Annotated in this window: 19 protein-coding genes and 1 tRNA gene; 17 read left to right on the top strand and 3 right to left on the bottom strand. The window is 50.2% G+C overall.

Going from position 1 to position 23846, the window contains the following annotated elements:
• The first annotated feature begins 97 nt into the window (after positions 1–97).
• The 13 genes from JUE67_RS10830 to JUE67_RS10770 all read left to right on the top strand — a co-directional run bounded on the left by JUE67_RS10830 (position 98) and on the right by JUE67_RS10770 (position 15742).
• Positions 98–1240, top strand: a complete 1143-nt coding sequence (locus tag JUE67_RS10830) for a CDP-glycerol glycerophosphotransferase family protein (RefSeq protein WP_203628359.1) — start codon at positions 98–100, stop codon at positions 1238–1240.
• Positions 1241–1258: 18 nt separating this feature from the next.
• Positions 1259–1657, top strand: a complete 399-nt coding sequence (tagD, locus tag JUE67_RS10825; RefSeq protein ID WP_203628358.1) for a glycerol-3-phosphate cytidylyltransferase — start codon at positions 1259–1261, stop codon at positions 1655–1657.
• Between the two features lie 46 nt (positions 1658–1703).
• On the top strand, positions 1704–2777 hold the full coding sequence (locus JUE67_RS10820) for an ABC transporter ATP-binding protein (RefSeq protein ID WP_203628357.1): 1074 nt from the start codon (positions 1704–1706) through the stop codon (positions 2775–2777).
• Between the two features lie 10 nt (positions 2778–2787).
• On the top strand, positions 2788–3597 hold the full coding sequence (locus tag JUE67_RS10815) for an ABC transporter permease (RefSeq protein WP_203628356.1): 810 nt from the start codon (positions 2788–2790) through the stop codon (positions 3595–3597).
• Between the two features lie 120 nt (positions 3598–3717).
• On the top strand, positions 3718–4863 hold the full coding sequence (locus JUE67_RS10810) for a CDP-glycerol glycerophosphotransferase family protein (RefSeq protein ID WP_203628377.1): 1146 nt from the start codon (positions 3718–3720) through the stop codon (positions 4861–4863).
• Positions 4856–8170 carry a CDP-glycerol glycerophosphotransferase family protein gene (locus JUE67_RS10805; RefSeq protein WP_203628355.1) on the top strand — a complete coding sequence of 1105 codons (3315 nt, stop codon included), beginning with the start codon at positions 4856–4858 and terminating at the stop codon, positions 8168–8170. The genes JUE67_RS10810 and JUE67_RS10805 overlap by 8 nt, the downstream gene beginning before the upstream one ends.
• Positions 8171–8474: 304 nt before the next feature.
• The gene (locus JUE67_RS10800; protein WP_203637154.1) at positions 8475–10625 is read left to right on the top strand and encodes a GH25 family lysozyme; all 2151 of its coding nucleotides are present in this window, start codon (positions 8475–8477) and stop codon (positions 10623–10625) included.
• Between the two features lie 347 nt (positions 10626–10972).
• Positions 10973–11974 (top strand): tryptophan ABC transporter substrate-binding protein, encoded by a 1002-nt coding sequence (gene trpX, locus JUE67_RS10795; RefSeq protein ID WP_203628353.1) that lies wholly within the window; start codon positions 10973–10975, stop codon positions 11972–11974.
• Positions 11974–12882, top strand: coding sequence for an ABC transporter permease (locus tag JUE67_RS10790; RefSeq protein ID WP_203628376.1), 909 nt, complete (start codon positions 11974–11976; stop codon positions 12880–12882). Before trpX ends, JUE67_RS10790 begins: the two co-directional genes overlap by 1 nt.
• Entirely contained in the window at positions 12866–13642 is a 777-nt protein-coding gene (locus JUE67_RS10785) for an ABC transporter ATP-binding protein (RefSeq protein ID WP_203628352.1), read from the top strand. Before JUE67_RS10790 ends, JUE67_RS10785 begins: the two co-directional genes overlap by 17 nt.
• Before the next feature lie 158 nt (positions 13643–13800).
• Positions 13801–14241, top strand: a complete 441-nt coding sequence (locus JUE67_RS10780; protein WP_203628351.1) for a GtrA family protein — start codon at positions 13801–13803, stop codon at positions 14239–14241.
• Complete coding sequence (locus JUE67_RS10775) at positions 14238–15242, top strand: glycosyltransferase family 2 protein (RefSeq protein WP_203628350.1); 1005 nt, start codon at positions 14238–14240, stop codon at positions 15240–15242. Before JUE67_RS10780 ends, JUE67_RS10775 begins: the two co-directional genes overlap by 4 nt.
• Positions 15242–15742, top strand: a complete 501-nt coding sequence (locus JUE67_RS10770; RefSeq protein WP_203628349.1) for a SprT family protein — start codon at positions 15242–15244, stop codon at positions 15740–15742. Before JUE67_RS10775 ends, JUE67_RS10770 begins: the two co-directional genes overlap by 1 nt.
• A 1-nt stretch (position 15743) precedes the next feature.
• Here JUE67_RS10770 and JUE67_RS10765 read toward each other — a convergent pair whose 3' ends face one another.
• A complete protein-coding gene (locus tag JUE67_RS10765) occupies positions 15744–16217 on the bottom strand; it encodes a GNAT family N-acetyltransferase (RefSeq protein WP_203628348.1) in 474 nt (157 codons plus the stop codon).
• Positions 16218–16370: 153 nt separating this feature from the next.
• On the opposite strand from JUE67_RS10765, the gene JUE67_RS10760 reads away from it, so the two are divergent.
• Both JUE67_RS10760 and JUE67_RS10755 read left to right on the top strand, forming a co-directional pair.
• A tRNA-Leu gene (locus tag JUE67_RS10760) sits at positions 16371–16456 on the top strand.
• Positions 16457–16547: 91 nt separating this feature from the next.
• On the top strand, positions 16548–17153 hold the full coding sequence (locus tag JUE67_RS10755; RefSeq protein ID WP_203628347.1) for an ECF transporter S component: 606 nt from the start codon (positions 16548–16550) through the stop codon (positions 17151–17153).
• A gap of 2158 nt (positions 17154–19311) precedes the next feature.
• On the opposite strand, the gene JUE67_RS10750 is transcribed toward JUE67_RS10755, so the two are convergent.
• Together JUE67_RS10750 and JUE67_RS10745 are read right to left on the bottom strand one after the other, a co-directional pair.
• Complete coding sequence (locus tag JUE67_RS10750; protein WP_203628346.1) at positions 19312–20166, bottom strand: hypothetical protein; 855 nt, start codon at positions 20164–20166, stop codon at positions 19312–19314.
• A gap of 161 nt (positions 20167–20327) precedes the next feature.
• Positions 20328–20960 (bottom strand): hypothetical protein, encoded by a 633-nt coding sequence (locus JUE67_RS10745; protein ID WP_203628345.1) that lies wholly within the window; start codon positions 20958–20960, stop codon positions 20328–20330.
• Positions 20961–21250: 290 nt separating this feature from the next.
• Here JUE67_RS10745 and JUE67_RS10740 point away from each other — a divergent pair, with 290 nt between their 5' ends.
• Entirely contained in the window at positions 21251–21451 is a 201-nt protein-coding gene (locus JUE67_RS10740) for a cold-shock protein (protein WP_203628344.1), read from the top strand.
• Between the two features lie 265 nt (positions 21452–21716).
• Positions 21717–23591: a C39 family peptidase gene (locus JUE67_RS10735; RefSeq protein ID WP_203628343.1), complete on the top strand. Its 1875-nt coding sequence runs from the start codon at positions 21717–21719 to the stop codon at positions 23589–23591.
• Positions 23592–23846 lie beyond the last annotated feature (255 nt).

Genomic DNA, 23846 nt, shown 5'->3' with positions numbered 1-23846 from the left:
TAAGTTTTCGCTAAAGTCTGCGGAAGCAGTAGCGCTGACGGCCGCATTGGGCAAAGATAGGTTAGTTTCATGAAAAGCGCAGAAAGCTGGGAACTGGATGTCACCATTGAAAGTCCTTCTGGCCACGACCGTGAAGGAAAGCTATTTGGGTGTGATGCGCCTGCTGCCGCCGAGCCGGCGTAAGCAAGCGACAATCGTCTATTATATGACGTTTGCGGATAATGATGCGGGGCTGATTCAGAATCTGGCCGGCCAGTTCGGTCAGGACTTTGTGGTGTTTGCCACCCCGAAGGCTGAACCACAAGCCAGCGCGCTGGCGGCAAGCGGTGTTCATGTCGTCTTGCTTGGGCGTTCAAAACTGTTGCTGCAAAACGCGATCAGTTACCTCAAACAAGCGACCGTCGTCATCACCGATGATTATTTTCCCGAATTGGTCCTCGCCAAAAAGGCCCGCGGTGTGATTCTGCTGTGGCATGCCAATGGTGCGATCAAACGCTTCGGCTGGCAGGACCCCGCCAATCGCGAGCGGCCGGCCGGTGATCAGCGCCGCTTCAAGCAGGTCTACAGCCGCTACACAGACATTTTAACGGGTTCGGATACCATGGGGCAGATCTTCCAACAGAGCTTTGCGGTGCCTGCTTCGGTGATTCGGCCAATCGGGTTTCTGCGCTCGGACACGTTGGTCAATGCAAAACCCAGCGATGGGGCACCGATCGATTTTCTCTACGCACCGACGTATCGGGACGCGCCGGGGGAGATGCAGCGTGTACTGCAAATGGCGCTCCATGTTTTTGAACGTGTGAAGCAGCATCATTTTGTCATTAAGCTTCACCCCTCAGTACCTCACGATATTTTGCTTCGCCTGCCGGACAATGTTCAGGTCAGTCAAGAAAGCTTGAACCTGCTATTGGATCGCAGTCGGGTGCTGATCACCGACTATTCCTCAACGTTATTTGACTATCTGCTTGTCCGCCCCCATCCACAGACCATCTTGTTTTGTCCGGATCTGTTGTCCTACCAACAAAAACCTGGCTTGCAGGCGTCGTTTGAGGACGGTCAGATGGGGCCGCTCGTCGTTGACGGGGCGCAGTTGTATGATACAATTGTACGGAGCCGTTTTGGGTCAGATGATACACTGACGGACGCACTCGCCGCTCGATGGAATCAGTACAATGATGGCCATGTTAAAGCACGTGTTACGGCATTAATTCAGCAGTATTTAACAATCAATGAAAAATAGACAGGAGAAGTGGATATCATGAAACGCATTATTACATACGGGACTTTTGACCTTTTGCATTACGGGCATATTGAACTGCTCAAACGCGCAAAGGCGCTCGGCGATTACCTGATTGTTGCCCTTTCGACGGATGAATTCAACTGGGATGACAAGCAAAAGAAGGCTTATTTCCCATACGAAAAGCGGAAGCAATTGCTTGAAGCGATTCGCTACGTCGACCTTGTGATACCAGAAAGCTCCTGGGATCAAAAAGTCAAAGACATGGGCCTTTACCAGGTCGATACCTTTGTCATGGGCGATGACTGGAAAGGCAAGTTTGATTTCTTGCATGAGCAAACTGGCGTCGATGTGATCTATTTGCCGCGGACCCCAGAGATCTCCACGACCAAGATCAAACACGACTTGAATATCCAGTAATGGCTTTGTAGCACGACTTTAGTAGTAATGAAGGGAAACAAAAGACTTGGATGATACAGTTAAGATTCGCGCGCGCTTGATCACAAAAGAGTACGACATGTACAAAACACGCGCGGACAAAGTCAAAGCAATGCTCAGCGTTCATAAGGGCAAAGCCCCAGATTTCTGGGCGTTAAAGGGTGTCTCACTTGAGGTGCACTCCGGTGAAGCGTTGGGTATTATTGGAATCAACGGATCTGGTAAATCGACTTTTTCAAACATTATCAGTGGCATTATCCCGCCAACATCCGGTGATCTTGAGATTCACGGGGATGTCTCGATCATTGCCATTGGGGCTGGCCTGAAAGGTGAATTGACAGGCCTTCAGAACATCCGAGTCAAGGCGCTGATGTCCGGGATGACCAATCAAGAGATCGATGAGATCATCCAGCCCGTCATTGATTTCGCTGATATTGGGGCGTTCATCGATCAGCCGGTCAAAAGCTATTCAAGCGGGATGCGTTCCCGTCTTGGGTTCGCAATCGCTGTTCATCAGCATCCTGATATTCTTGTGGTCGATGAGGCACTGTCTGTCGGCGATTCCACTTTCTATGAAAAGTGTATGGAAAAGATGGATGAGTTTAAGAGCGAAGGCAAGACGATCATCTTTATTAGTCATGCACTGGCTCAGGTCGAACAGTTCTGTGATAAAGTGCTGTGGATGCATTATGGCGATGTTCGTGAATATGGGGACACTGAAGAAGTGCTGACTCATTATCGGACGTTTACCGGCCGCTTCAACAATTTGTCGAAGAAGGAAAAGCGGGCCTATCAAAATGAGGCCAAGCACAAGCAAGCTGTTTTCACGCTCGACGATCTCTATGCGCGGGAGAAGGCGGAATCCTCATTGCCGCGCCCTGTCTCCGACGCCGAACTAAAGCAGCTCTGTGCCCGTAACTCGATTGGGGACCCCATGTCGAAAACAACATGGTTCTTCTTGATCGCGATGATCTTGGCCGCTTTGGCACTGGGAACTGAGATGGTTCGCTCGCCAAAGCCGCTCAAGTCGGCACTCCCTGCACCGACAGCTGTTGTACAAACAATTGCGACGGAAACCCCGTCTAGACCATGGAAGATTTGAGGAAAGTGCTTTGAAATCTGTTTGGATCGTTTTAAAAGAGCAATTTGGCAATCTTGGCATGATCTTTCGTATCTCTCGGTACGATGAACATGCCGAGTATCAGAGCCACTATCTCGGCCTTGCCTGGGAAATTCTGAACCCGATCATTCAAGTTGGGGTTTATTACTTGGTCTTTGGCATGGGACTGCGCGGCAATCGTAGCGTGAACGGGGTGCCGTTCATCGCCTGGATGCTGATCGGGATGTCCGCATGGCTGTTCATGAATACTTCCATGAATCGCAGCTCAAAGAGTATCACGGGCAAGCTCTACGTGATCTCGAAGATGCAATTTCCAGTCAGCACATTGCCGAGTGTCACGATCGTCTCGAATTTAACTGCCTATTGGGCCATGCTCGCCGTCGCAGTTTTCAGTGTGCTGGTCTCGGGCGTACCGATCACGATCTATTGGTTGCAGTTCTTCTACTACTTTATTTGTATGATCGCATTTACTTTTGCCATGGCGATCTTCTCTGCGACCATGACTGTCCTAGTCCGCGACTATCAGTTCATTCTGCAATCGATCTTGCGTGTGATGCTGTATCTCTCTGGTGCGATCTGGAACTTAACGGGTTCTGGCTTACCACCGAAGCTGGTCAAATTTCTGCAATTGAACCCCATTTATTATGTGATCAACGGGTACCGCTCGGCCTTTCTCTCAGATGGCCTCATTTGGGAGAACAAGAAGGCGACATTGCTTTTTTGGCTGATAACCAGTATCATTTTGGTGATCGGATGCCATCTGCATGTGAAATTCCGCGCGCGTTTTGTTGATCTAGCGTAAGACATTCAATGTACGCGGCCGCGAAGGCGGTCGCGTCTTTTGTTATATAATGGGGGAAATCTTTTGAAGAAGGCCATTAAGCAGCTTCTCAGTTATATCTATCGTTTTATCTTTAATGGGATGGCATTGATTCTGCCTGTCAGGCCTCATACCGTGGTATTCGAGAGCTTTGATGGCAAGTTGCCCAGTGACAGCCCATTGGCGATCTATGACCAACTGAAAGCGACGCATCCTGATTGGAACGTGTTTTGGAGCGTCAAGCCAGGGACTTTGGCGGAAGCACAGCAGCTGCATCCAACCGTCCAGTTCGTCAAGCGTTTTTCTGTGCGGTGGCTCTTTCTTTTGCCGCGCGCGCAGTTTTGGGTCGCAAATGCGCGTATGCCATTTTGGCTCCATAAGAATCGCGGGACGACGTACATTCAGACCTGGCATGGGACACCTTTGAAACGGCTTGGGCTCGACATCAGCGACGTGGCGATGCCTGGCACGGACACAAAAAAGTACCACAAGGCGTTCATTACTGAGAGCCATCGCTGGGATTATCTAATCGCCCCAAATCAGTATTCTGAAGATATCTTCAAACACGCATTTGACTTTTCAAACCATTTTCTAGAGACCGGCTACCCCCGCAATGATGTTTTGGTCAATCACCGTTCTGACGACGAATTGATCGCTTCGTTGAAACAGAAGATCGTCGGGCACGCAACGGGTCGTGTGATCGTCTATGCGCCGACTTGGCGTGATGATTACTATGTTGAAGTCGGCAAATATCGCATGAACCTGCCATTTGATCTGGATACGGTGGTCAAGTTGCTGGGCCCAGAGGACACCTTCATCATTCGCCCGCATTACTTGGTCGCGGATAGTCTCACGATCAGAGATTATGAGGGGCGAGTCAAGATCTTGCCTGACACGGATATCAACGAGTTGTACCTGATCGCAGATCTTTTGATCACGGATTATTCCTCGGTGATGTTTGACTATGCGATTCTGGCTCGGCCGATGTTGTTCTATCCTTATGACAGGGCGCATTATCAGCAGGACATCCGAGGATTTTACTTTGACTACGACCTTGTGCCTGGCCCAATTGTCACGGAAGCTGAGGGATTTTATGAACAGCTGAAACGATTTATGCGATCGGGCGGTTGGCCCGAGTATCAGGAGAAGGAAGCACACTTCCGAGATGAGTTCTGCGGGTGGGAACAGGGAACTGCGGCGGAACAGGTTGTTGATCTAATGAGTAAATTGGGGGAGAAGCATGACTAAGGTAGATGTAGTTTTTGAAAATGGTAATTTGGAGATCGACTATCAACAGGCCGACAGCCATGAGGAGCTGAATCTGTCTTTATCAAACGAAGACCATTGTTTTAAATTTACAAAGGTGGTGAGCTCTGATGCTATCACTGAAGGCATGGCCGATTACCATTTTTCGTTGGCTTTGTCGCCGATCCTTGAAAACATTCTCAGGACAGCATCAACCATAGATGATGTTTTAGCTGCGAGACTTACGGTGTATCAGGACTATCAGGTTCAAACCGAGCTGGCCGAGTCGCCAGAAAATGAACAACCATTTGTTCGTGATGTCCATAAGACGCTTACCTTACGAAAAAATACTGATTTTTCATTGAATCATATCGATACATATTGGGATGATGCCCATGAGCATTGCCTGACCCCATACGTGACGCGTAAAGGGGCGTTGGCCTTTTTGGTCGATCGCCCAGTTCGCGGCGTTCAGTATGTCCCATATAAAATGATTCGTAATATGGTGTTTCAAGAAAGTGGCATGCGCGTCACTGGCTGTTTTGATGTGAACTATTTCCAGTTAGCGGATGCCCATCTTGAGATCGTTGAACGCGGCGGGGATCACCGGGTCGAACTGCCGGTCAGTTTTAGCTTCAACGAGCAGCGCAATAGTTACAAGCGGCGGTATGACTACCAGATCGATCTGGAGGTCGAGACGCTTCGGCCGTTTTTGGAGCAGTTTCCTGACGCTGAGGAACAGAGCCTGGATCTCTTTATTGTTGGCGAGCTGGCTGGAACGGATGCGGCGATGTCATTCCGGGTCGGGAACCCGAAGTTTATGGCCAACTATACGATGAAGGGGCAGTTGGCATGTCTCTCGGCTGATCAGACGCATTGGATCTCACTTGTCCCATACCTGACGCTCAAGGCGACCAACCTCTCATTTACGTTCAATGTCTATGAGAAGGAGGCTTATGACTACTTCAGAGCGCATCAGAACAATTGGAAGCAAGTGGCGAAACAGGGCCGCGACCGCAATATCTGGATCATTGGCGAGCGCTCATATAAAGCGCAGGACAATGGGTATCATTTCTTCAAGTATCTGCGTGAGCACCGGCCAGAGGTGGAAGCCTATTATGTGATTCGAAAGAACTCACCTGAGCTGAAAAACGTTGCGCCGCTTGGCAATGTCATCTTTTTCAACTCCCGTGAGCATTTTGAAAAGGTCATGCAGGCCAAATACATCTGCGGGACCCACCATCCGGATTCCCTGTATCCGACGCGGAGCCGCCAATATATCTCGCGTATCACGGCCAAGAAAGTTTTTCTGCAACATGGGGTCTTTGGCACCAAAAATATTGCGCCGATCTATGGCAAATGGGTCAATGAATTTTACACGGATCTGTTTATCACTAGCTCACGGAAAGAGAAACAGATCGCGATCACCGATCTCGGCTATAGCGATCAGGAGGTCGCGGTCACTGGGTTGGCCCGGTTCGACACGCTGTTTGCAAATGATCTGCCAGTCAAGCGCCAGCTCTTGATCATTCCGACTTGGCGGGATTGGATCACCAATGACGAGATCTTTGAGCAGAGCGACTATCTGCAACGATACCGTGAGCTCTTGTTTGACCCACGGCTTAAGGCATTCTCCGAGAAGTTCCATATCGAATTGATCTTCTGCCTGCATCCTAACATGCAGGATTACGTCGAGTATTTCCAAGATGCGCCAGTGACGATCGTTCGTCAGGGCGATGTCAACGTTCAGGACTTGATCAAGGAAAGTATGATCATGCTGACGGATTATTCGAGTGTGGCCTTTGATTTCAGCTTCCTGCACAAACCGGTGATCTATTATCAGTTTGACCGGAGCCGTTTTCTGGGCAAATATCCCTCTCATCTTGATCTGGACAGTGAGCTGCCTGGCCCGATCACTGATCAGCTGGACCAGATCTTCGCGTACCTTGATGCATCGGGCGAGCGTGACTTCCAGATGCGTCCTGAAGATGTGGTGAAGGCAGACCGGTTCATCGATCATCGCGACACCCAGTCCTCTGATCGAATCTATCAGGCAGTCTTGAAGATCCCTGATAAGACGCGCTCGGAAAAACTGCACAGTAACACGCTTTATCTGAAGATCATGTCCAAGTTCCGCCGCACCCGGCGTGTTTATTTTCCGGCCATGCGTGTTGCGTATTGGTGGTGGCGTCATTTTTCACCGATCAAAGAGAATCAGATTCTGTTTGAGAGCTCCTTGGGCAAACGGTATGAGGACTCCCCGCGGATCATTTACGAAGACATGGTCAAAACGCATCCAGATCTTCACTATGTCTGGGTGTCAAGTTCTAACCAGCCATTAAAGGCCAATCCGACCACGAAGATCATCAAGCGCTTGTCGATCGATTATTATCGTGCGCTCGCGACGAGCCGGTACTGGGTCAACAATCAGAACTTCCCTGCCTATATCACCAAGCGCAAGGGGACGGATTACCTGCAGACCTGGCACGGGACGCCGTTGAAGAAGATGCAGCATGACCAGCAAGTCATCGAAGGCCGCACCCCTGGCTATCTAAAGCGTGTGACGCATGCCAAAGATCAATGGTCTGCCCTGGTCTCGCCATCTGACTATGCGACCAAAGCGTTCCGCTCGGCCTTCCAATACGAAGGTCCCGTGATCGAACAAGGTTATCCGCGCAATGATGTCTTCTATGGCCCGCAAGCGCAAGTGATTCGCGACGAAACGCGCAAACGCTTGGGCATTGCCGACGACCAGAAAGTGATCTTATACGCGCCGACCTTCCGGGATTATGAAAACGTGGGCAATAAGTTTGTCATGCGCAATGAGCTGGATTTCGATGCGTTTGAGAAGATATTAGGCGACGACCATGTCCTGTTGATGCGCGAGCATGTGATCGTGGCCAGCAAGCTCCAAATTCCAACGGATTATCGGCATAATATTAAAAATGTCTCCAATTACCCGAGCGTTCAGGAACTGATGCTTGCAAGTGACATGTTGATCACTGACTACAGCTCGATCATGTTTGATTACCTCAATCTCTCTCGCCCGATCTACTTCTTCTGCTACGATCTGGAGCAGTATGTTGCGGAACGCGGGACCTACTTCGACTTTGTTAAAGAGGTGCCGGGGCCGATCGTTAGGACTGCGGATGAGTTGCTTGAATCGATTGCTGATAGCGCCAGTTACTGGCAGCATTATCGCGACGCTTATACCAACTTTCAGAATCGGTTTACGCCACTGGATGGACCGCACACCGCGGCAAAGGTGGTCGATCAATTTTTGGAGATGAGTTCTGAGCACAAGGACTAGTTCATGTGGTAACCATTTCTTGATCTGCCAAGGCTGACGCGAATAAGTCACAGATTTCATTTGGACGTCAATATTTACAAAACCAAAAAAACCCTTGAAATCAAGTGCAGAATGATGGTAGCCTCAATGTACACGTTCACAAAAAAACGGAAGTCGCATTGAAGGGGGCGAATGATCAGAAATGGTTATGATAAACATAAAGCACAGTGGACCTTCTCGGACAACATCGCGGACCACCAAAACACTTTTTGCGCTTGTCCTAGCAAGCGCGGTGTTTGCTGTCAGCGCGCAACACACAGCTCTTGTGAGTGCGACCACTGACGCTAACACTGAACAGTCAACTGCTCAGCAGGTCAAAGTGGTCAATAGTCACAGTAATTTGAATCCTTCTGGGAGCTTTGCTTATCAAACGGAACCAGTCTCGGCTGGTGTGTCGCTTGGGTCGATTCAGGCAACGCCTATCAGTGAGGATCCCGACACGAACACGCTTGTTCAGCCACTGGGGCTGTCTGCGACGGATGCCGCAGTTTGGCTCGCTCAGGCGAAGGCCGTCGCCACAGAAGACCGAGAAGAGACTGGCCGTGTTCAGGAGATCATTCGCTCTGATGCGACTGTTGCCAAGATCAAGATCGGGCAAGCGGGCATTCCGTCGGTCTCTGCAACTGATGTTTCCAGTTACCAGTCCTGGCTGACTGCCAACGACTATAAACTTTTTGTCAAAGCAGGCGTTAAGGGAATCACAGTCAAAGTCACTGAGGCTGATAGCTATACGAGTCCTGTGGCTGCCACTCAGATCTCGCGGGCCAAGGCAGCAGGGATGGCGGTATCCGTCTATCACTATGCCTGGTTCACCACTACGAGCCAGGCTGCTGCTGAGGCGCGCTATACGGCTGCGGCGATGAAGAAACTCGGTCTGCCAAAGAACACTCGTATCTTTGCGGATATGGAAGAGCCAACCGTGATCAATGACAGTGGGGTCAAGGCCAATCTGCAAGCCTATTTCAATGCCTTAGATTCACTCGGCTATCATTCGCATGGGCTCTATACCTCGATGGGTTACGGCTCTACGCCGCAAATGGTCAGTGTTGTTGGCAAGGCAAATTCGTGGCTTGCCGGCTACCCATACAATACGACCAATAAGGATATGTGGAATAGCGATTATGGCGCTTGGCAATTTTCCTCAAACGCCACATTGACAGGGGCTAGTTCCTCTTCAGTTCTTGACGTCTCGCACGACTACACCGGGCTCTTGACTGGCGTGCCGCCAGTCGATGAGCCGATCAATTACGGCAAGTATGTGACGGTTACTCAAAACAGTGGTTCGGCCTGGTCCTCTCTCAGTAATGGGGCCTCGACGCCTTTGACCGGTTTGTACCGAAAGACTTATCTTGCTAAGACAATCACCTACACATCAAACGGGTATGTGTATTACGCACTTTATAGCTCGAATGGCAAGTTTGTTGGCTATGTTAATACTGGTTATGGTACTGAGGCAGACAATGTTGGAGGCGTAGGCTTCTCATACGGCAAGTACGTGACCGTGACCTCAAATTCAGGGAGTGTCTGGCAGAACTTTAGCTGGCAACAAAAATCCACGATCGCGTCACATACGCACAATACGTATCTTGCAAAATATGCTTACCACGCCTACAACGGCTCAACTTATCTGTCGCTTTACGATGCGAAGGGCAACTGGCAGGGATACATCAATGCGGGCAATACCGAGGTCTGTGAGGGCCGGCAGGGAATCGGTTATGGCTATGGCCAGTATGTGACCATAACCGCCAACACGGGGTCGATCTGGGGCGATTTTTCCTGGAACGAACGCGCGAAAGTAGCCGACCATTACCACGAGACGTTCCTCGCCAAATACGCCTATCGCAATTACAACGGCAGTACGTATCTGTCGCTCTATGATAAAGACGGGACGTGGCTGGGCTATCTGAATAGCGGCAATGTCCGCGTGAATGATGGCAAGGCGGGTGCAGCATTTACGATCAACCAGTACGTCACGATCACCGACAAGACCGGCAATATCTTCAGTGATTTTTCATGGACGATCCGTAACAAGACCAGCAAGTATTATCATCAGACCTTGATGGCGCGGTATGTCTACTGCAACTTCAACGGCTTCCAGTATTACTCGCTTTATGATGCGAACAATAAATGGGTCGGCTATATGAATGTCGGTTACGCGAAAGCAGGCGCTGGCAAGCAAGGCGGTGCGATCGCATACGACAAGACGGTGCGAGTCACCGGCAAGACCGGCTCTTTCTGGGGCAGTTTTGACTGGCAGGAACGCAATAAGGTCAGCGCGTACACCGGCCAAAAGATCGTTGTGCCGCTGGTCTATTACCACAGCAATGGCTTTGTCTATCTCTCGGCCTATGATACGAAGGGCCACTGGCTGGGATATCTCAACGCAGGAAATACAGACGCGATTCTTGACCGCTGATCGCATCAAATAGACGACGGGCTTGCACGGGTTGATGAATTTTGAAAAATTCGCCCTTGACACCCCGCAATCCCTCGCGTAAACTCAGGGCATTAAATCAAAGGAGCAATCAACATGACGAACATCACCCTACAGTTGAAGAGCTGGCAAAGCCAACAGTAGGTGGGTCGCAAGACGCGATCTGCCAGATACGCAGGTCGTGTCTATGTTGGCTGCTATTCAGTTGCGTCCGCATAGATACTTGAAGTCATACTTCAGGAGCTATGCGGACGTTTTGTCTTTTCGGGACTTCCGCGACCTGTGCGGGAGTCTTTTTGTTTGTCGCAAGTCAGTTTGGAGGAAAAATAATGAAACGTATGATCGCATTGATCGCGGTCTTGGTCGTGTTTCTCGGCGTCGCGTTCGGCGTTGAGAGTAAACCGGAGCAAGCCGCCAAGACCAGCAGTGTCAAAACCGTGGGAATCTTGCAATTGATGAGTCACCCCGCCCTTGACGCCATTCATAAAGGAATTATTCAGGGATTGAAAAACAAGGGCTACACGGTCGGGAAGAACCTCAAGATCGATTTTCAAAATGCAGAAAACGATCAAAGCAACCTCAAGACCATGTCCCAGCGCTTTGCCAGCGAAAAGGCAGACGCGATGATCGGCATCGCGACACCTTCCGCGCAGGCCTTGGCCAACGTGACCAGCACCACGCCGATCATCTTGGGCGCCATCACCGATCCAAAGGGCGCCAAGCTTGTCAACAACAACACCAAGCCCGGTGGCAACATCACCGGTGTCTCCGACCAGGCTCCAGTCAAGGCGCAGTTGAAGCTGATCCGGCAACTGATGCCAGACGCCAAGACCCTCGGCGTGATCTCCACTTCCAGCGATGACTCGGCGCAGACCCAGGCGCGCCTGGTCACCAAGGAAGCGCCGAACGAGGGCTTTACGGTGAAGAATTACACGATCAGCTCGACCAATGATCTCGCCCAAGTTGGCGGCCAAATGGTCAACCAGGTGGATGCGGTCTTCGTGCCAACGGACAACACGATCGCCAGCGCGATGCAGACGCTGGTCAAGGTCGCCAATGTCAAAAAAGTCCCTGTTTTCCCGACTGTCGACACAATGGTCAAAGACGGTGGGGTCGCCACGATCGGCATCAACCAGTTCCACTTAGGCGTTGTCACCGGCGAAATGACGGCGGACGTTTTATCCGGCAAGTCGAAGCCGGCCACGACACCGATTCACTTTGAAACGACAGGTGAGTTGATCTTGAACACGAAACAGGCGAAGTTGCTGGGCATCAAGTTGCCGGCTAGCTTGCTGAAAGAAGCAGAGAAGAATGGGGAGGTGATCAAATGATCAGCTTAGGGGTTTCCGCAATTGGGCAAGGCTTGATGTATGGCATTTTAGGCGTCGGCCTGTTTCTGACATTCCGCATCTTGAATTTTCCAGATATGACCGTTGAAGGCACGTTCCCGTTTGGCGGGGCGGTCGCTGTGAGCGCCTTGACGCATGGGGTTGATCCACTGATCGCAACATTGCTGGGAATGCTGGCGGGGATGCTCGCCGGGCTGATCACCGGCCTGCTCGCGACAAAGGGGCACATTCCGGTGCTGCTTGCTGGCATTTTGGTCATGACCGGGCTGTTTTCAATCAACTTGCGCGTGATGGGGCGGGCCAATCTGTCGCTGCTGCATCAGCCCAATTTGTTCAACGCCAAGATCTTGAAGGCCCTGCCACCGTATTTTGACAGCGTGGTGGTCGGCTTGATCGTCACCGTGATCGTGGTGGCGTTGGTGATCGTCTTTCTCAACACGCAGATCGGCCAGGGCTTCATTGCGGCCGGCGATAATCCGACGATGGCCCGCTCGCTGGGCATCGACCCGGACAACCAGATGATCTTGGGACTGGTCGTCGGCAACGGCCTGATCGGGCTGGCCGGCGCGCTGCTGGCGCAAAACAACGGCTTCGCGGATGTCAATTCCGGCATCGGCATCATCGTCATCGGGCTGGCCGCGATCATCATCGGCGAAGTGCTGTTCGGCGAGTTGACCTTGAGCCAGCGCCTGATCGCCGTCGTCCTGGGCAGCATCGTCTACCGCTTCGTCCTGTTGTTGGTGCTGGCGCTTGGCTTTGCGCCGGACGATCTGAAGGTCATTTCCGCGATCGTTTTGGCCATCGCCATCATGGTGCCGTCATTTGAAAACAAATTACATATCCGCCGGGTCTTGAAAAATGGGGTGAAGAGCGATGCAACAACCAAATAACGAAGAAGCCGCGCAATTACAATTGAACCAAGTCGCCGTCAACGTGGTCGTTGGCCAAAGCGTGCGGCCGCTGCTCCAAAACATCGACTTGACCGTCCAACCGGGGGAGTTTGTCACGGTGCTCGGCGCAAACGGGGCCGGCAAATCGACCTTGTTCAACGCGATCACCAGCGATGTGCCATTGGCCGGCGGGACGATCACGCTGGCCGGCCATGACATCAGTGCCGCTAAGCGCGAGCGCCGCGCTCATCTGATCGCCCGGGTCTTTCAGGATCCGAAAATGGGGACGGCGCCGCGAATGACAGTCGCGGAGAATTTGGCCTTGGCCTCACGCCGCGGCCAACGCCTGACCCTTGCCTCGCGTCAACTCAAAGCTCAGTTCTCGGCTTTTGAAAAATTGGCCGCGCAAACTGGCAACGGCTTGGAAAAGGCGCTGAATAAGCCCACCGAAGAACTTTCCGGTGGCCAGCGCCAGGCCCTGAGTCTCCTGATGGCGACGATGCGGCGGCCGGAGCTGCTTCTTTTGGACGAGCACACGGCGGCGCTGGATCCGCATACTTCAGAGGCCATCATGACTCTGACCCAGCAGATCGTCGCGCGCGAACAGCTCACGTGCCTGATGATCACCCATCAGCTTGAGGATGCCTTGACCTATGGCTCGCGTTTGATCGTTCTGCAAGCAGGCCACATCGTCGCGGATTACAGCGGCGAGGCTAAGGCGCAGCTGACACGAGCGGATCTGCTTCAATATTTTGGTTAAGTGCCGACTGGCTCTCATTGACTTGAATCGACGTGTCTTCTATAATTTTATAATGTAGTCTGAGTATCTGCGGGTATTCAGAATCTAGTAAAGGCAACTTCTTACAGAGTTGCTTTTTTGATAAAGAATAACGCAAAACAGCTGAGAGAAGGCACCTAATGAATTGGTTAAAACGGGTATGGCAGGATAGTAGATTTCAGGAGACGTTCTGGTATGTTTTTTTCGGAGGTTGGACGACAGTTGTTAATTTTGTTGTCTACTTTCTGTTCAGGAGTGGGTTGGGTTGGGGAGTTCTCTCCAGTAACAGTTTTGCTTGGATAGCCTCAGTGCTGTTCGCATTTTTCACCAATAAGCGCTGGGTTTTTCACTCCAAGACTTCAACCATATACGCCACGCTTCTTGAACTTTTCAAATTTGTGTTCTACCGGTTGGTTTCGTTTGGTATTGATCAGGGCATGATGCTTTTATTCATCGATGGGCTTCATATCGGTGATTTTATTTCAAAGCTTATGACCCAGGTGTTTGTACTGGTTGCCAATTATTTATTTAGCAAGCTGTTGATTTTTAATCGCAGTAAGAAGGAGGACACTGAAGAATGATGAAGCGTATTTTGATATCTATACCAGCGTATAGCGAAGCTGATAACGTGGTTCCGCTCTATAACGCTTTAAAGGAAGGACTAAAGCCTGTATGGGCCAAATATGATTTTGAATTTCTGTACATCAATGATGGTAGCAAGGACGATACTGTGGCACAAGTTCGCTCCTTGATGGAGACCGCTCCCGAAGTCTCATTACTCGATCTGTCCCGTAACTACGGCAAAGAAATTGCAATGACAGCTGGATTTGACTACTTTCACCATGACGCAATGGTAACTATAGATGCTGATCTTCAGATGCCAGTTTCCACAATCGTAGATATGATTAATCTTTGGGAACAAGGGTATGAGGACGTATACGCTAAGCGTAATAAGCGGATGGGGGAGTCTTGGCTAAAAAAGGCTACCTCCCGATGGTTCTATAAAACATTGCAATCTGTCTCACACGCGCCTGTTGTAGCCGACGCTGGCGATTTTCGTTTACTTGATAAGAAAGTGGTTGCTGCTATTTGTCAATTACGAGAGAGTGAGCGATACACTAAGGGACTTTACAGCTGGGTCGGCTTTAAGAAGGCCCAGGTCGAGTTTGATGCGCTTCCTAGGCTGCATGGCCAGACAAAATGGAATTTTCGGAAGCTGTTTGGCTTGGCTATGCAAGGCATCACTTCATATACCACTGCACCTCTCAAGGTATCAACATACTCAGGGTTTGCTATCTCGCTTGCGGCATTTATTTATTTGCTCTATGTGCTTATCAAGACGCTCCTGTATGGCTCTGATACCTCGGGCTTCCCCACGCTAGTGATTCTCATTCTTTTTATCGGTGGCGTGCAGCTAATATCGATTGGTATTCTCGGTGAATATCTTGGCAGAATTTTTAATGAAACCAAGCAGCGCCCGCTATATTTCATAGAGGATATTTATCATCGCTCTCTGGATGATAACTCCGCAGAGGAGGCCTCAAGCCCTAAAGACAATGATCTGTCGAGTAATCACGCCTGATGGTTAACCTGGATGGCAAGAAGGGTGTTACGATCCCGCAGTCAAACTCTGATTTGCAAGCTCTGGTGTCTAGAACCTCACTCCTCTTCTTTAAGCTACCTTTCCAGCATCATGCTGTGTTTAATGCAAGGCTCAGGACGACAGGTGGCCGCTTTCATTTACCAGACGAAAATCTCGATTTTAACCCAACGCTGTTTGCGGCGATCGATGCGGCGGCTCAGATCGGGGTGATCAAGCATGAATTATGCCATTACCATTTGTACCGCGCACATCGCGGATTTCGCCACGGGGATGCCGACTTCAAGCAGCTGCTGGCGGCAGTCGGTGGGAGCCGGTTTGCGCCAGCCTTGCCGAATCGTCAGCCACGCTATCTGTACCGCTGTCAGCAGTGTGGGATGGACTACCCCCGCCAGCGTCGCATCGATACGCGGCGGTATGGTTGCGGTCAGTGCCACGGGAAACTGAAGCTGTTTCCAAGGCGAGATTTTTCAACAAAATAAATTAATTTGGTATTCGACCCCGTACCATGGTCAGCTGTGTCTCAAGAAAGCCCGATGCGCGATAAAAAGCTAGAGCCCCTTTATTTTCTGCCAAGACATCCAGTTGTAAATACTCCAGCTGGCGGTTGTTTCGCCAGTCATCCACTGCATGGAGCAATGCTGTTCCCAGATGTTGACGACGCATATTAGAGTCGACCCAAAGTTCGCTTAACACACACAAACGGTGCGGGACGAAGCTTGGATTATCAGACACAGTAGCCTCAAAGGCTGCTGCAAAGCCGGCTGGACGGAGTTCGGATAGTGCTATGAAATATTGGCGCTGTGGCATAACTAGTGCATCTGCAAGCTCCGCTGTAGCATCTTGCTGGTTGAATCGAATCATGTCAGGCACCAATTTGGCCATTTCGAAATTTAATTTCTTTTGCATCTGGCTGATGATCTTTAGGTCGGATAAAGTGGCTGGGCGTACTGTCATCTTGTTTCTCCTTTCTGATGTGTGAATAGTCTGTAATTTATGTGCAGGATGGAATCCGGGCTGGGACTTTTTGCGAAATCGATTTTGCTCTCGATTATCGTTGACTTTCCTCTAGCTAGATTATATACTATTTTTTGTGCTTATTAGCGCAATGCGGGCGTGGCGGAACTGGTAGACGCGCAAGATTAAGGATCTTGTGGCCACTTAAGGCCGTGAAGGTTCAAGTCCTTTCGCCCGCATTTTGACCGTCTCTCTTTGAGGGGCGGTTTTTTAAAACATATATTTCAGTCTTGTTAGATTGCTCGTTTCGGATTTCTCCGGAGGTTTCTAATGACGCACAAGTCTAGTTCCGCTTACACCATCAGTATCATCGGCGTGCTCGGTGCGCTACTCATCATGCAGGCGTACATCCCAATGGTCGGCTACATTCGCATCATTCCGGGCCTGCCTGCGATCTCGACCATGCATCTGACGGTGATCATGGCGGGAGTGATCTTGGGCGTGCGCGGCGGGGCAGGGCTCGGTCTGATGTGGGGTGTGATCAGTTTGGTCAAAGCTTACACCGATGCGACGGATCCGCTCACGTTATTACTTTTCCAAAATCCGGTGATCGCGATCATCCCGCGCGTGATGGTGGGCATCGTGGCGGGGGCCATTTTCAATCACATCGCACCGTCTGTTCTGCACGGCGTCGGCGCAACCGTGAAGATGATCGCGGCAGGGGTGGCCGGCGCATTGACGAACACGGCGTTGGTGATCCTGTTCACCTGGCTATTTTTCGCTCATAACGCGACACAGGTGCTTGCCGGTGCCAACGCAGCCAATTTGTGGTGGCTTCTGATGGTGGCCTTTGCAACCAATGCGGCACTTGAGACTCTGATGGCGGGCGTTGTGACGCCTGTGATCGGGCAGGGACTGATGCGGTTTAAACGGTGAATGGTTGATGAGTCAATAAGAAGTGAGACCCGTGCAGCGGTGCTTTAGCTGGCAGGTCGTGCTGGCCCGAGGACAACTCGGGCCATTTGATTCAGCCTGTTTGAGCGTCCTGGTGTTGTGCGTTGGATGTGTGCGACTTCAATTTCATGCCTGATGGCGCTCAACTATGTACTTCCGCCAGGCCGGCGCCACGGCTTGGTGGAAGGATTCGCACGTGATGCGACTGTGGCGCCAGTCGAATCAGATGTGAATAAAGTGCTCTTTGAAAACTTTTGTGGCATCCGTGTCGCCGCCATATCGATTGCTGGTGCAGTAAGCTTAGGTCATGTAGGCTTAGAATTTCGGTGACCTTCCCGCTTCCGAAGAAGAAGGCGTCGTTCTCAAGATGGGCCGCATACCCGGTGCTGCAAACAAAGGTGGGCTGCACGACATTTGTGTGGATACCGGTGGAACTATTCAGCTTTCAAAGAGCGTGACGTGGCGTTGCCGCCGGGGACAGAGCAACAATTATGACCCGCCAAAGCGAGTCGTTCGTCTTTCATCTCGGGTGGACCTTTGAGTCGCCGCCATATCGGACGCTGGTGCAAGTTGGGTGACATATAGGCTTAGAATTTCGGTGACCTTCCCGCTTTCGAAGAAGAAGGTGTCGTTCTCAAGATGGGCCGCATTCAGCTCCTGCAAACGAAGGTGGGCTGCACGACAGTTTGATGAAAGACTAGTGGGAGTCCGGACTCCCATGGTGCGTGTGCTGAACGCGGCTGATCAGGCGCGCGCTCTGTAGGTGTGGTTGTTTCTCGTCAGCCCAGTCAGATAGGGGAATGCGCAGACGGCACTATCTGGATGCCGCCATGCCTCCCAGAGGGTCGGTAAGGCCACCACCTTCTCAGGCCTTACACTAGTAAAGCGTTTGCAAAGGGGTCAAATGTGAAGTGATTCTCGTAAATGTTTTGTAAAAGATTCTGGATGCCGAGATGACGGGCTTTAGGACGGATCAATTCGGCCAAAATCTTTTCAAATTTTAATTCTACGGATTAGACCACGCTCCTTCTCGTCGGATCATTTCAGCTGTCAGCGATCCGCTATGTACCCCCGATCCAGTCGGGCCTTTGACCGGACCAGGGGCCACACAAGTTGCGAACGGCAGGCCCTCGCCAGTCGCAACTTGTGTGATTGCATTGCTCTTTGAAAAACTTTTGTGGCATCCGTGCCGCCGCCATATCGATCGCTTGTGCAGTCAGCATAGGAAATCTTGGCTTAGAATTTCGTTGACCTTCCCTTATCCGAAGACTCGGGCGTCCATCTCAAGATGGGCCGCATTCCAGGTCCTGCAAACAAAGGTGGGCTGCACGACATTTGTGTGGATGCCGGTAGTGCTATTCAGTTGTCAAAGAGCGTGACTTGGCTTTTCAGCCAGTGACGTCGCATTTGTAGCGACCTGCCGAGGTAGGCCACACGCCTATCATCTTGGTTGAATCTTTGGGTCGCCGCCATATCGGACGCTGGTGCAAGTTGGGTGACATATAGGCTTAGAATTTCGGTGACCTTCCCTCCTCCGAAGAGTAGGGTGTCGTTCTTAAGATGGGCCGCATTCAGCTCCTGCAAACGAAGGTGGGCTGCACGACAGTTTGATGAAAGACTAGTGGGAGTCCGGACTCCCATGGTACGTGTGCTGAACGCCTGCTGTACATTTAGGTGTTCTGTTGGTGTGCTGTTTCCCTCGACCGCCCATGGAGTCGAATGAATATGCATGCGACAGTCTCCACTTGGGGCATGCTCATTCGGGTGTCGGTAAGAGCCCACCTTCCTGACCCTTACATAATATAAAGCGAACGGGAGCCGGAAAATGTGATCGGAAATTTTAAAACGTTGATGTACTGCGGGTTCCGGCAATCGCTGAAAATCCGCGAATAGTTCATGCTTTATACTGAAATTAGTGGTCATGGAGGCACACAAGATAGAATAAACGATGCAAATTTAACCGGTCTAAACTCGACGGCGATTTCGAGTGCTACGCATCATGGGCGTGCGGCATAAACTTTTGTGATGGCGTCACACGGCACCGTTCCTGGATTCTTCGCCAGCGTCAACCTTCTCACAACAAAAAAGCCAAGGAAGCGGAGAACCGCACCTTGGCTGTGAAAGATATTCTTGAATATAATCAGCGAATGGTGACCGCTGCTTGCAAAAGCTTCATGGCATCCGTGCCCGACGCTGTATACAGAGCTGTACCCTTGCGCCAAGTGATCACGTTCATCAAGTCCGAAGACTTCGCCACATAAAGCTGAACCGTTGCTTGACCATCAGGCGCTGGTAGGGCGTAGCGATTGAAATAGGCCGCCGCCTGTTTTGCTAATGGCAGACCATCTTCACCTTGGACATTCGATGAGACCACGGTGATGGACCAGTTACCTTCGTGCCAAGTGGTGTACGAGGACCCTGCCGCACCTTCTTGCGTCGCCGTCATCCCATAGCCCAGCGAGACTGTTGGCAAGCCTTTTTGAATCTGCTGATAATTGATCTGCGATTGTGCGGCGGCAGCTGTTGAATAAGTCTTCTTTGTGAGCTCCAAAATTGGGGCCACAGAAGCGACGTTCAGCGCAACTTCTTGACTGCCTTCACTATAGTTGACCGTATATGCCTCGTTGGTGCCTGAAATGGCCGCATTCAGCACTTTGCCGGTCGCGGTTGAAACGGTGGTTGGCAATTTAGCGACCGTCAGTTTGGCATGAATCTGCTGATTAAGCTCGGTAATACGAGAAATGGTTGGCTTCTTTGTTGATGAACTGGTTGACTCAGTGTCGGAAAATGTCGACGCACTGCTACTTTCATCACTGCTACTTGAAGTGTCACTGCTTGATGAATCGCTTGATGCCTCAGTCTTTTTTGAAGACGATTTTGTTGAAATTTTTTCGGAACTGTTTGACTTCGATTGGCTAGTACTCTGATTGCCACATCCGGCGGCAATGCCGACAATTAGCAAAACGACCGGGATCATCCATCCTGTTTTTTTCATTGCTTATTTCCTCCTCACAGCGGGGAAGTCCCCACGCAACTAGGATAAGTATAACGTGCTTAATGACTGACTGCATTAAAAAGGACACAATGGCACCAATCTTAATGACTTCTGAAGACAAAAAAGACCGCCGGCTCATCGCGGCGGTCGAAGGCACGAACTTATTTCATTTGCTTAAGTGCGGTTTGAAGTGCTTCAACTTCACCGGTCATTGTGGCGTAGTTGGCCACGATGATCTCGGCTTGTTGACTCAGGGAGCTGCCAAACTGATTAACGCGTCCGAGCGCTTCATCAACCAACGCATGATCGCCATTGGCAGCCGTGACGTCGCTGAAAAAGGTCGTCTCGGCTTTTTGCATCTCTTTGTAGTATTCGTCGAAGGTCTTGAAATCCAGAAGGGCTAACTTGAGACTGCTGAGCACAGATTTCAGTTGCGCGCTGGGTAGATCGCCGTGATCTTGCGTACTGAGCTTGTTCAACCCGGTTGTGGCTTTTTGCAGATCGCTTTGCGCATTGGACAACTTCTGATAGGCAGCGCTGCGTCGATCGATCAGCGCTGCAACGTCTGCATCGTGTTTGAGATTGCCGGTAGGGTCGTCTTTGAACGCACTTTCGAACGTTGAAGGAAACGCTGAGGTGGTATCATCAATGACCTGCATCTGCTGGGTCTCAGTCTTCAGGCTGGCCAGTACGACCTTGGTTTGGTGATCTAGCTGCGCCTTTTGGTCAAATGCCGGGCCACATGCTGTCAGTAGTAGCACAAGACTGACAATGAGAAAAATGAGTCGCTTCAATCCGTTCAGCTCCCTTCGCTAAGTCAATCGTAGCGTATCTTTCTATAGATTACTAGGAAAAATGAGACCGGTCGTTTTGGCCCTAGAGAAAACGTTCCCTGTTGCTGGTGTTCGTGATAAATAATAATGAAAATGCTGATTGATTGAACGAGTCAAGCAGCGGTGTTAGACTGTACATATGCTTTTTGACGGGGCGGGGCCTGATCGTTCTTCGAGCGTTCTCTCGTTTGCACCGAACAGAAATGCAATTATTATTTTGTTACGCTTCGGCGTAAGGAGGATGTTCAAAAATGGAACACGGTACAGTTAAATGGTTCAACGCTGATAAAGGGTATGGTTTCATCACACGTGAGGATGGCAGCGATGTTTTCGTTCATTTCTCAGCGATTCAAGGCGACGGTTACAAGACGCTTGATGAAGGCCAATCTGTGACCTTCGAAGTTGAGCAAGGCGACCGCGGCGCTCAGGCAACGAACGTTAACAAGGACTAAAAGTCGTTGTGTTCAGGCACACGCTGAATTCGGGGATCCTCGATCTGAGGGTCCCTTTTTGTATACAGCATAGACGATCGAGTAGCAGAAAAACGGATCGTGTTGGGTCTATTCTCGAGTGAGGCTCGACACAAGAGGCCACAAGCCAATTATTGTATTGGTTAGGCTAACCGCCACTCTCATAAGCAGTTTGGTTACAGGAAGGCCGCTGGATTGGGGTATAATGAGGATAACCAGACACTAACAAACAAGGGGGTCTTGTTGAGTGAAGAAAAGGGATGTTATTGCAATAGGGCTGACGATAGCCTTCTGGATGGGCTGTTTTGCCAGGCCATTTTCAGCGGAGCCTGTGTTGGCAGCTGACATCGAGACCACAGACACCCACACGTCTTCGGCTCAGCCTGAAGATGATAACCAAATTTCGCAGGGCAAAACAAGTCCTAAAGAAACGGGTGAAAGTACTGATCAACCAGATCTGCACAGTTTACAATATCAAGAATCTGTGCCGGCGTCAGCGATAAGCAACTCAAACGATATGCCAGATACCGAAGAGAAACCCGCTGATTCTAACAATTCCAGAGTTTCAGAGGGTGGGAATGCTTTATCCCAGGGCAGTGTTGGGACTAAAGATATTGTGGCCGGGCAAGAGTCTGCTAAAACCGAATCAGTATCTTTATATGCAACAATTTTAAATGCGGGATACAGTCATTATCCTGATCTGAAAGGCTCCGCTCCACTCAGCACAACAGCGTATTATCGCCAAACACTTAAAGTGATTAGCAGGACTACGTTGCCCAGTGGGTGGATTTACTACAAGCTTGTTGATCGAACCGGTAAAGTGATTGGATTTATCAACGCAAAAGCACTTGCGTTGGGAAATGTCCCACAGGGTAAAGCAATAGCAGTTGACACCTATAAATCGGTTGTGGACGCTCAGCAAGCCAGCTTTTCAAACTTCAATGGGACAGTTCGCAAAGCCGCTGGGGCGTACTATAAACAGACTTTGCGCGTTCGCATTATCTATAACACTTTTGATGGCCGTGAAATAGACTCTGTTTATGATTCGGACAATCACTGGATAGGCTATTTCCCAGCTACCTCTCTGAAGGAGGGCGTCGGTAAAGTTGGGGTCAGCTTTGGCTCAAGTGGGTTTGCTACAATTGTAAAGCAGAATTGGCAAATCTATCGTGCCTTTGGTCAACCTGCGACTGCTTCCTCTACTCAGTACTTTCATCAGACCCTACGCATAAAGAGCTTGAACTATGGGTTTGATGGATTTGTCTATGCCGGCCTTTGGGATAACAGAGGCATGTTCGTTGGCTATTTGAACTTAAACGCAATCAAACGGGCTGTCGGTGAGCAGGGGGGAGCGGTTAAATATGTTGAAAAGGTGCGAATCACCAGTAAAAATTCTTCGATTTGGGCGGATTTTGCGGGACATAAAAAAGCAACCACCTCGCAATATTATGATCAAACAGTGACAGCTCGCATTGCATACTATCAATTTGGGGGGTATGCATACCTCTCGCTGTACACAAATGCAGGTAAGTGGATTGGGTATTTAAATAGCAACGCAACTCGAACGGCTTCACGCTCATATATAAAGATGTCTCGGGTACCCAATTATAAGCAATTCGCGTGGGGCATTCCTGTTGGGTGTGAAGGGGTTGCGCTACTTCAAGCCCTCAAGGCAAAGGGATATGCGCAGCGTGAGACCCCTACCACATTTTTAAAAAAGATACCGAAGGCGTCATCGCCTTATAACGGTTTTGTAGGTAGTCCGTTTGTTGCCAACAACTCATTATATACTGCAATTTTTGCCGCACCTCTGGCCAAATGGGGTAACCAATATGGAACCGTTAGAAATATTTCTGGAGCCTCCGTTTCCAGCTTATTAAGCCAGGTCCTGGACGGGAACCCCGTGGTAGCATTTGTCACGGTTCACTTTGCTCCATTGGACTGGGCGAAATGGCCATTTGGACGCGTACCCAATAACAACCATGCTGTGACTGTTGCTGGGTACGATAAGACTAAACAGATGGTCTATATCTCCGATCCAATTGATGGCCTATATTGGATGACAGTAAAGAAATTTTCTGACATCTATACTTCAAGGAAAATGGCAGTGGTCGTTATCTAGATATATGCAAGAGGTCAGTAGAATGTACTAGCGGAAGAGTCAGACTCAATTGTATGCCCGGTATAACTGTAAGAACACAAGCTTTTGAACACGGGCCCATATTCGATCATGAGAAAATTTTGTATTTTTATAGGCTATTGGTCTGAAATTTCGGTATACTTGGTTAAATAAGGTTTAGAAGGAGGGCCTCATGCCCCAACTCATCGATTTCATTTTGCACATCGACGAACACCTGATCACCATCATCAACAGTTT

It is taken from the genome of Lacticaseibacillus mingshuiensis (assembly GCF_016861785.1).
In the GTDB taxonomy this organism is placed as follows: Bacteria; Bacillota; Bacilli; order Lactobacillales; family Lactobacillaceae; genus Lacticaseibacillus; species Lacticaseibacillus mingshuiensis.
This window is presented reverse-complemented; position numbering and strand designations above follow the sequence as displayed.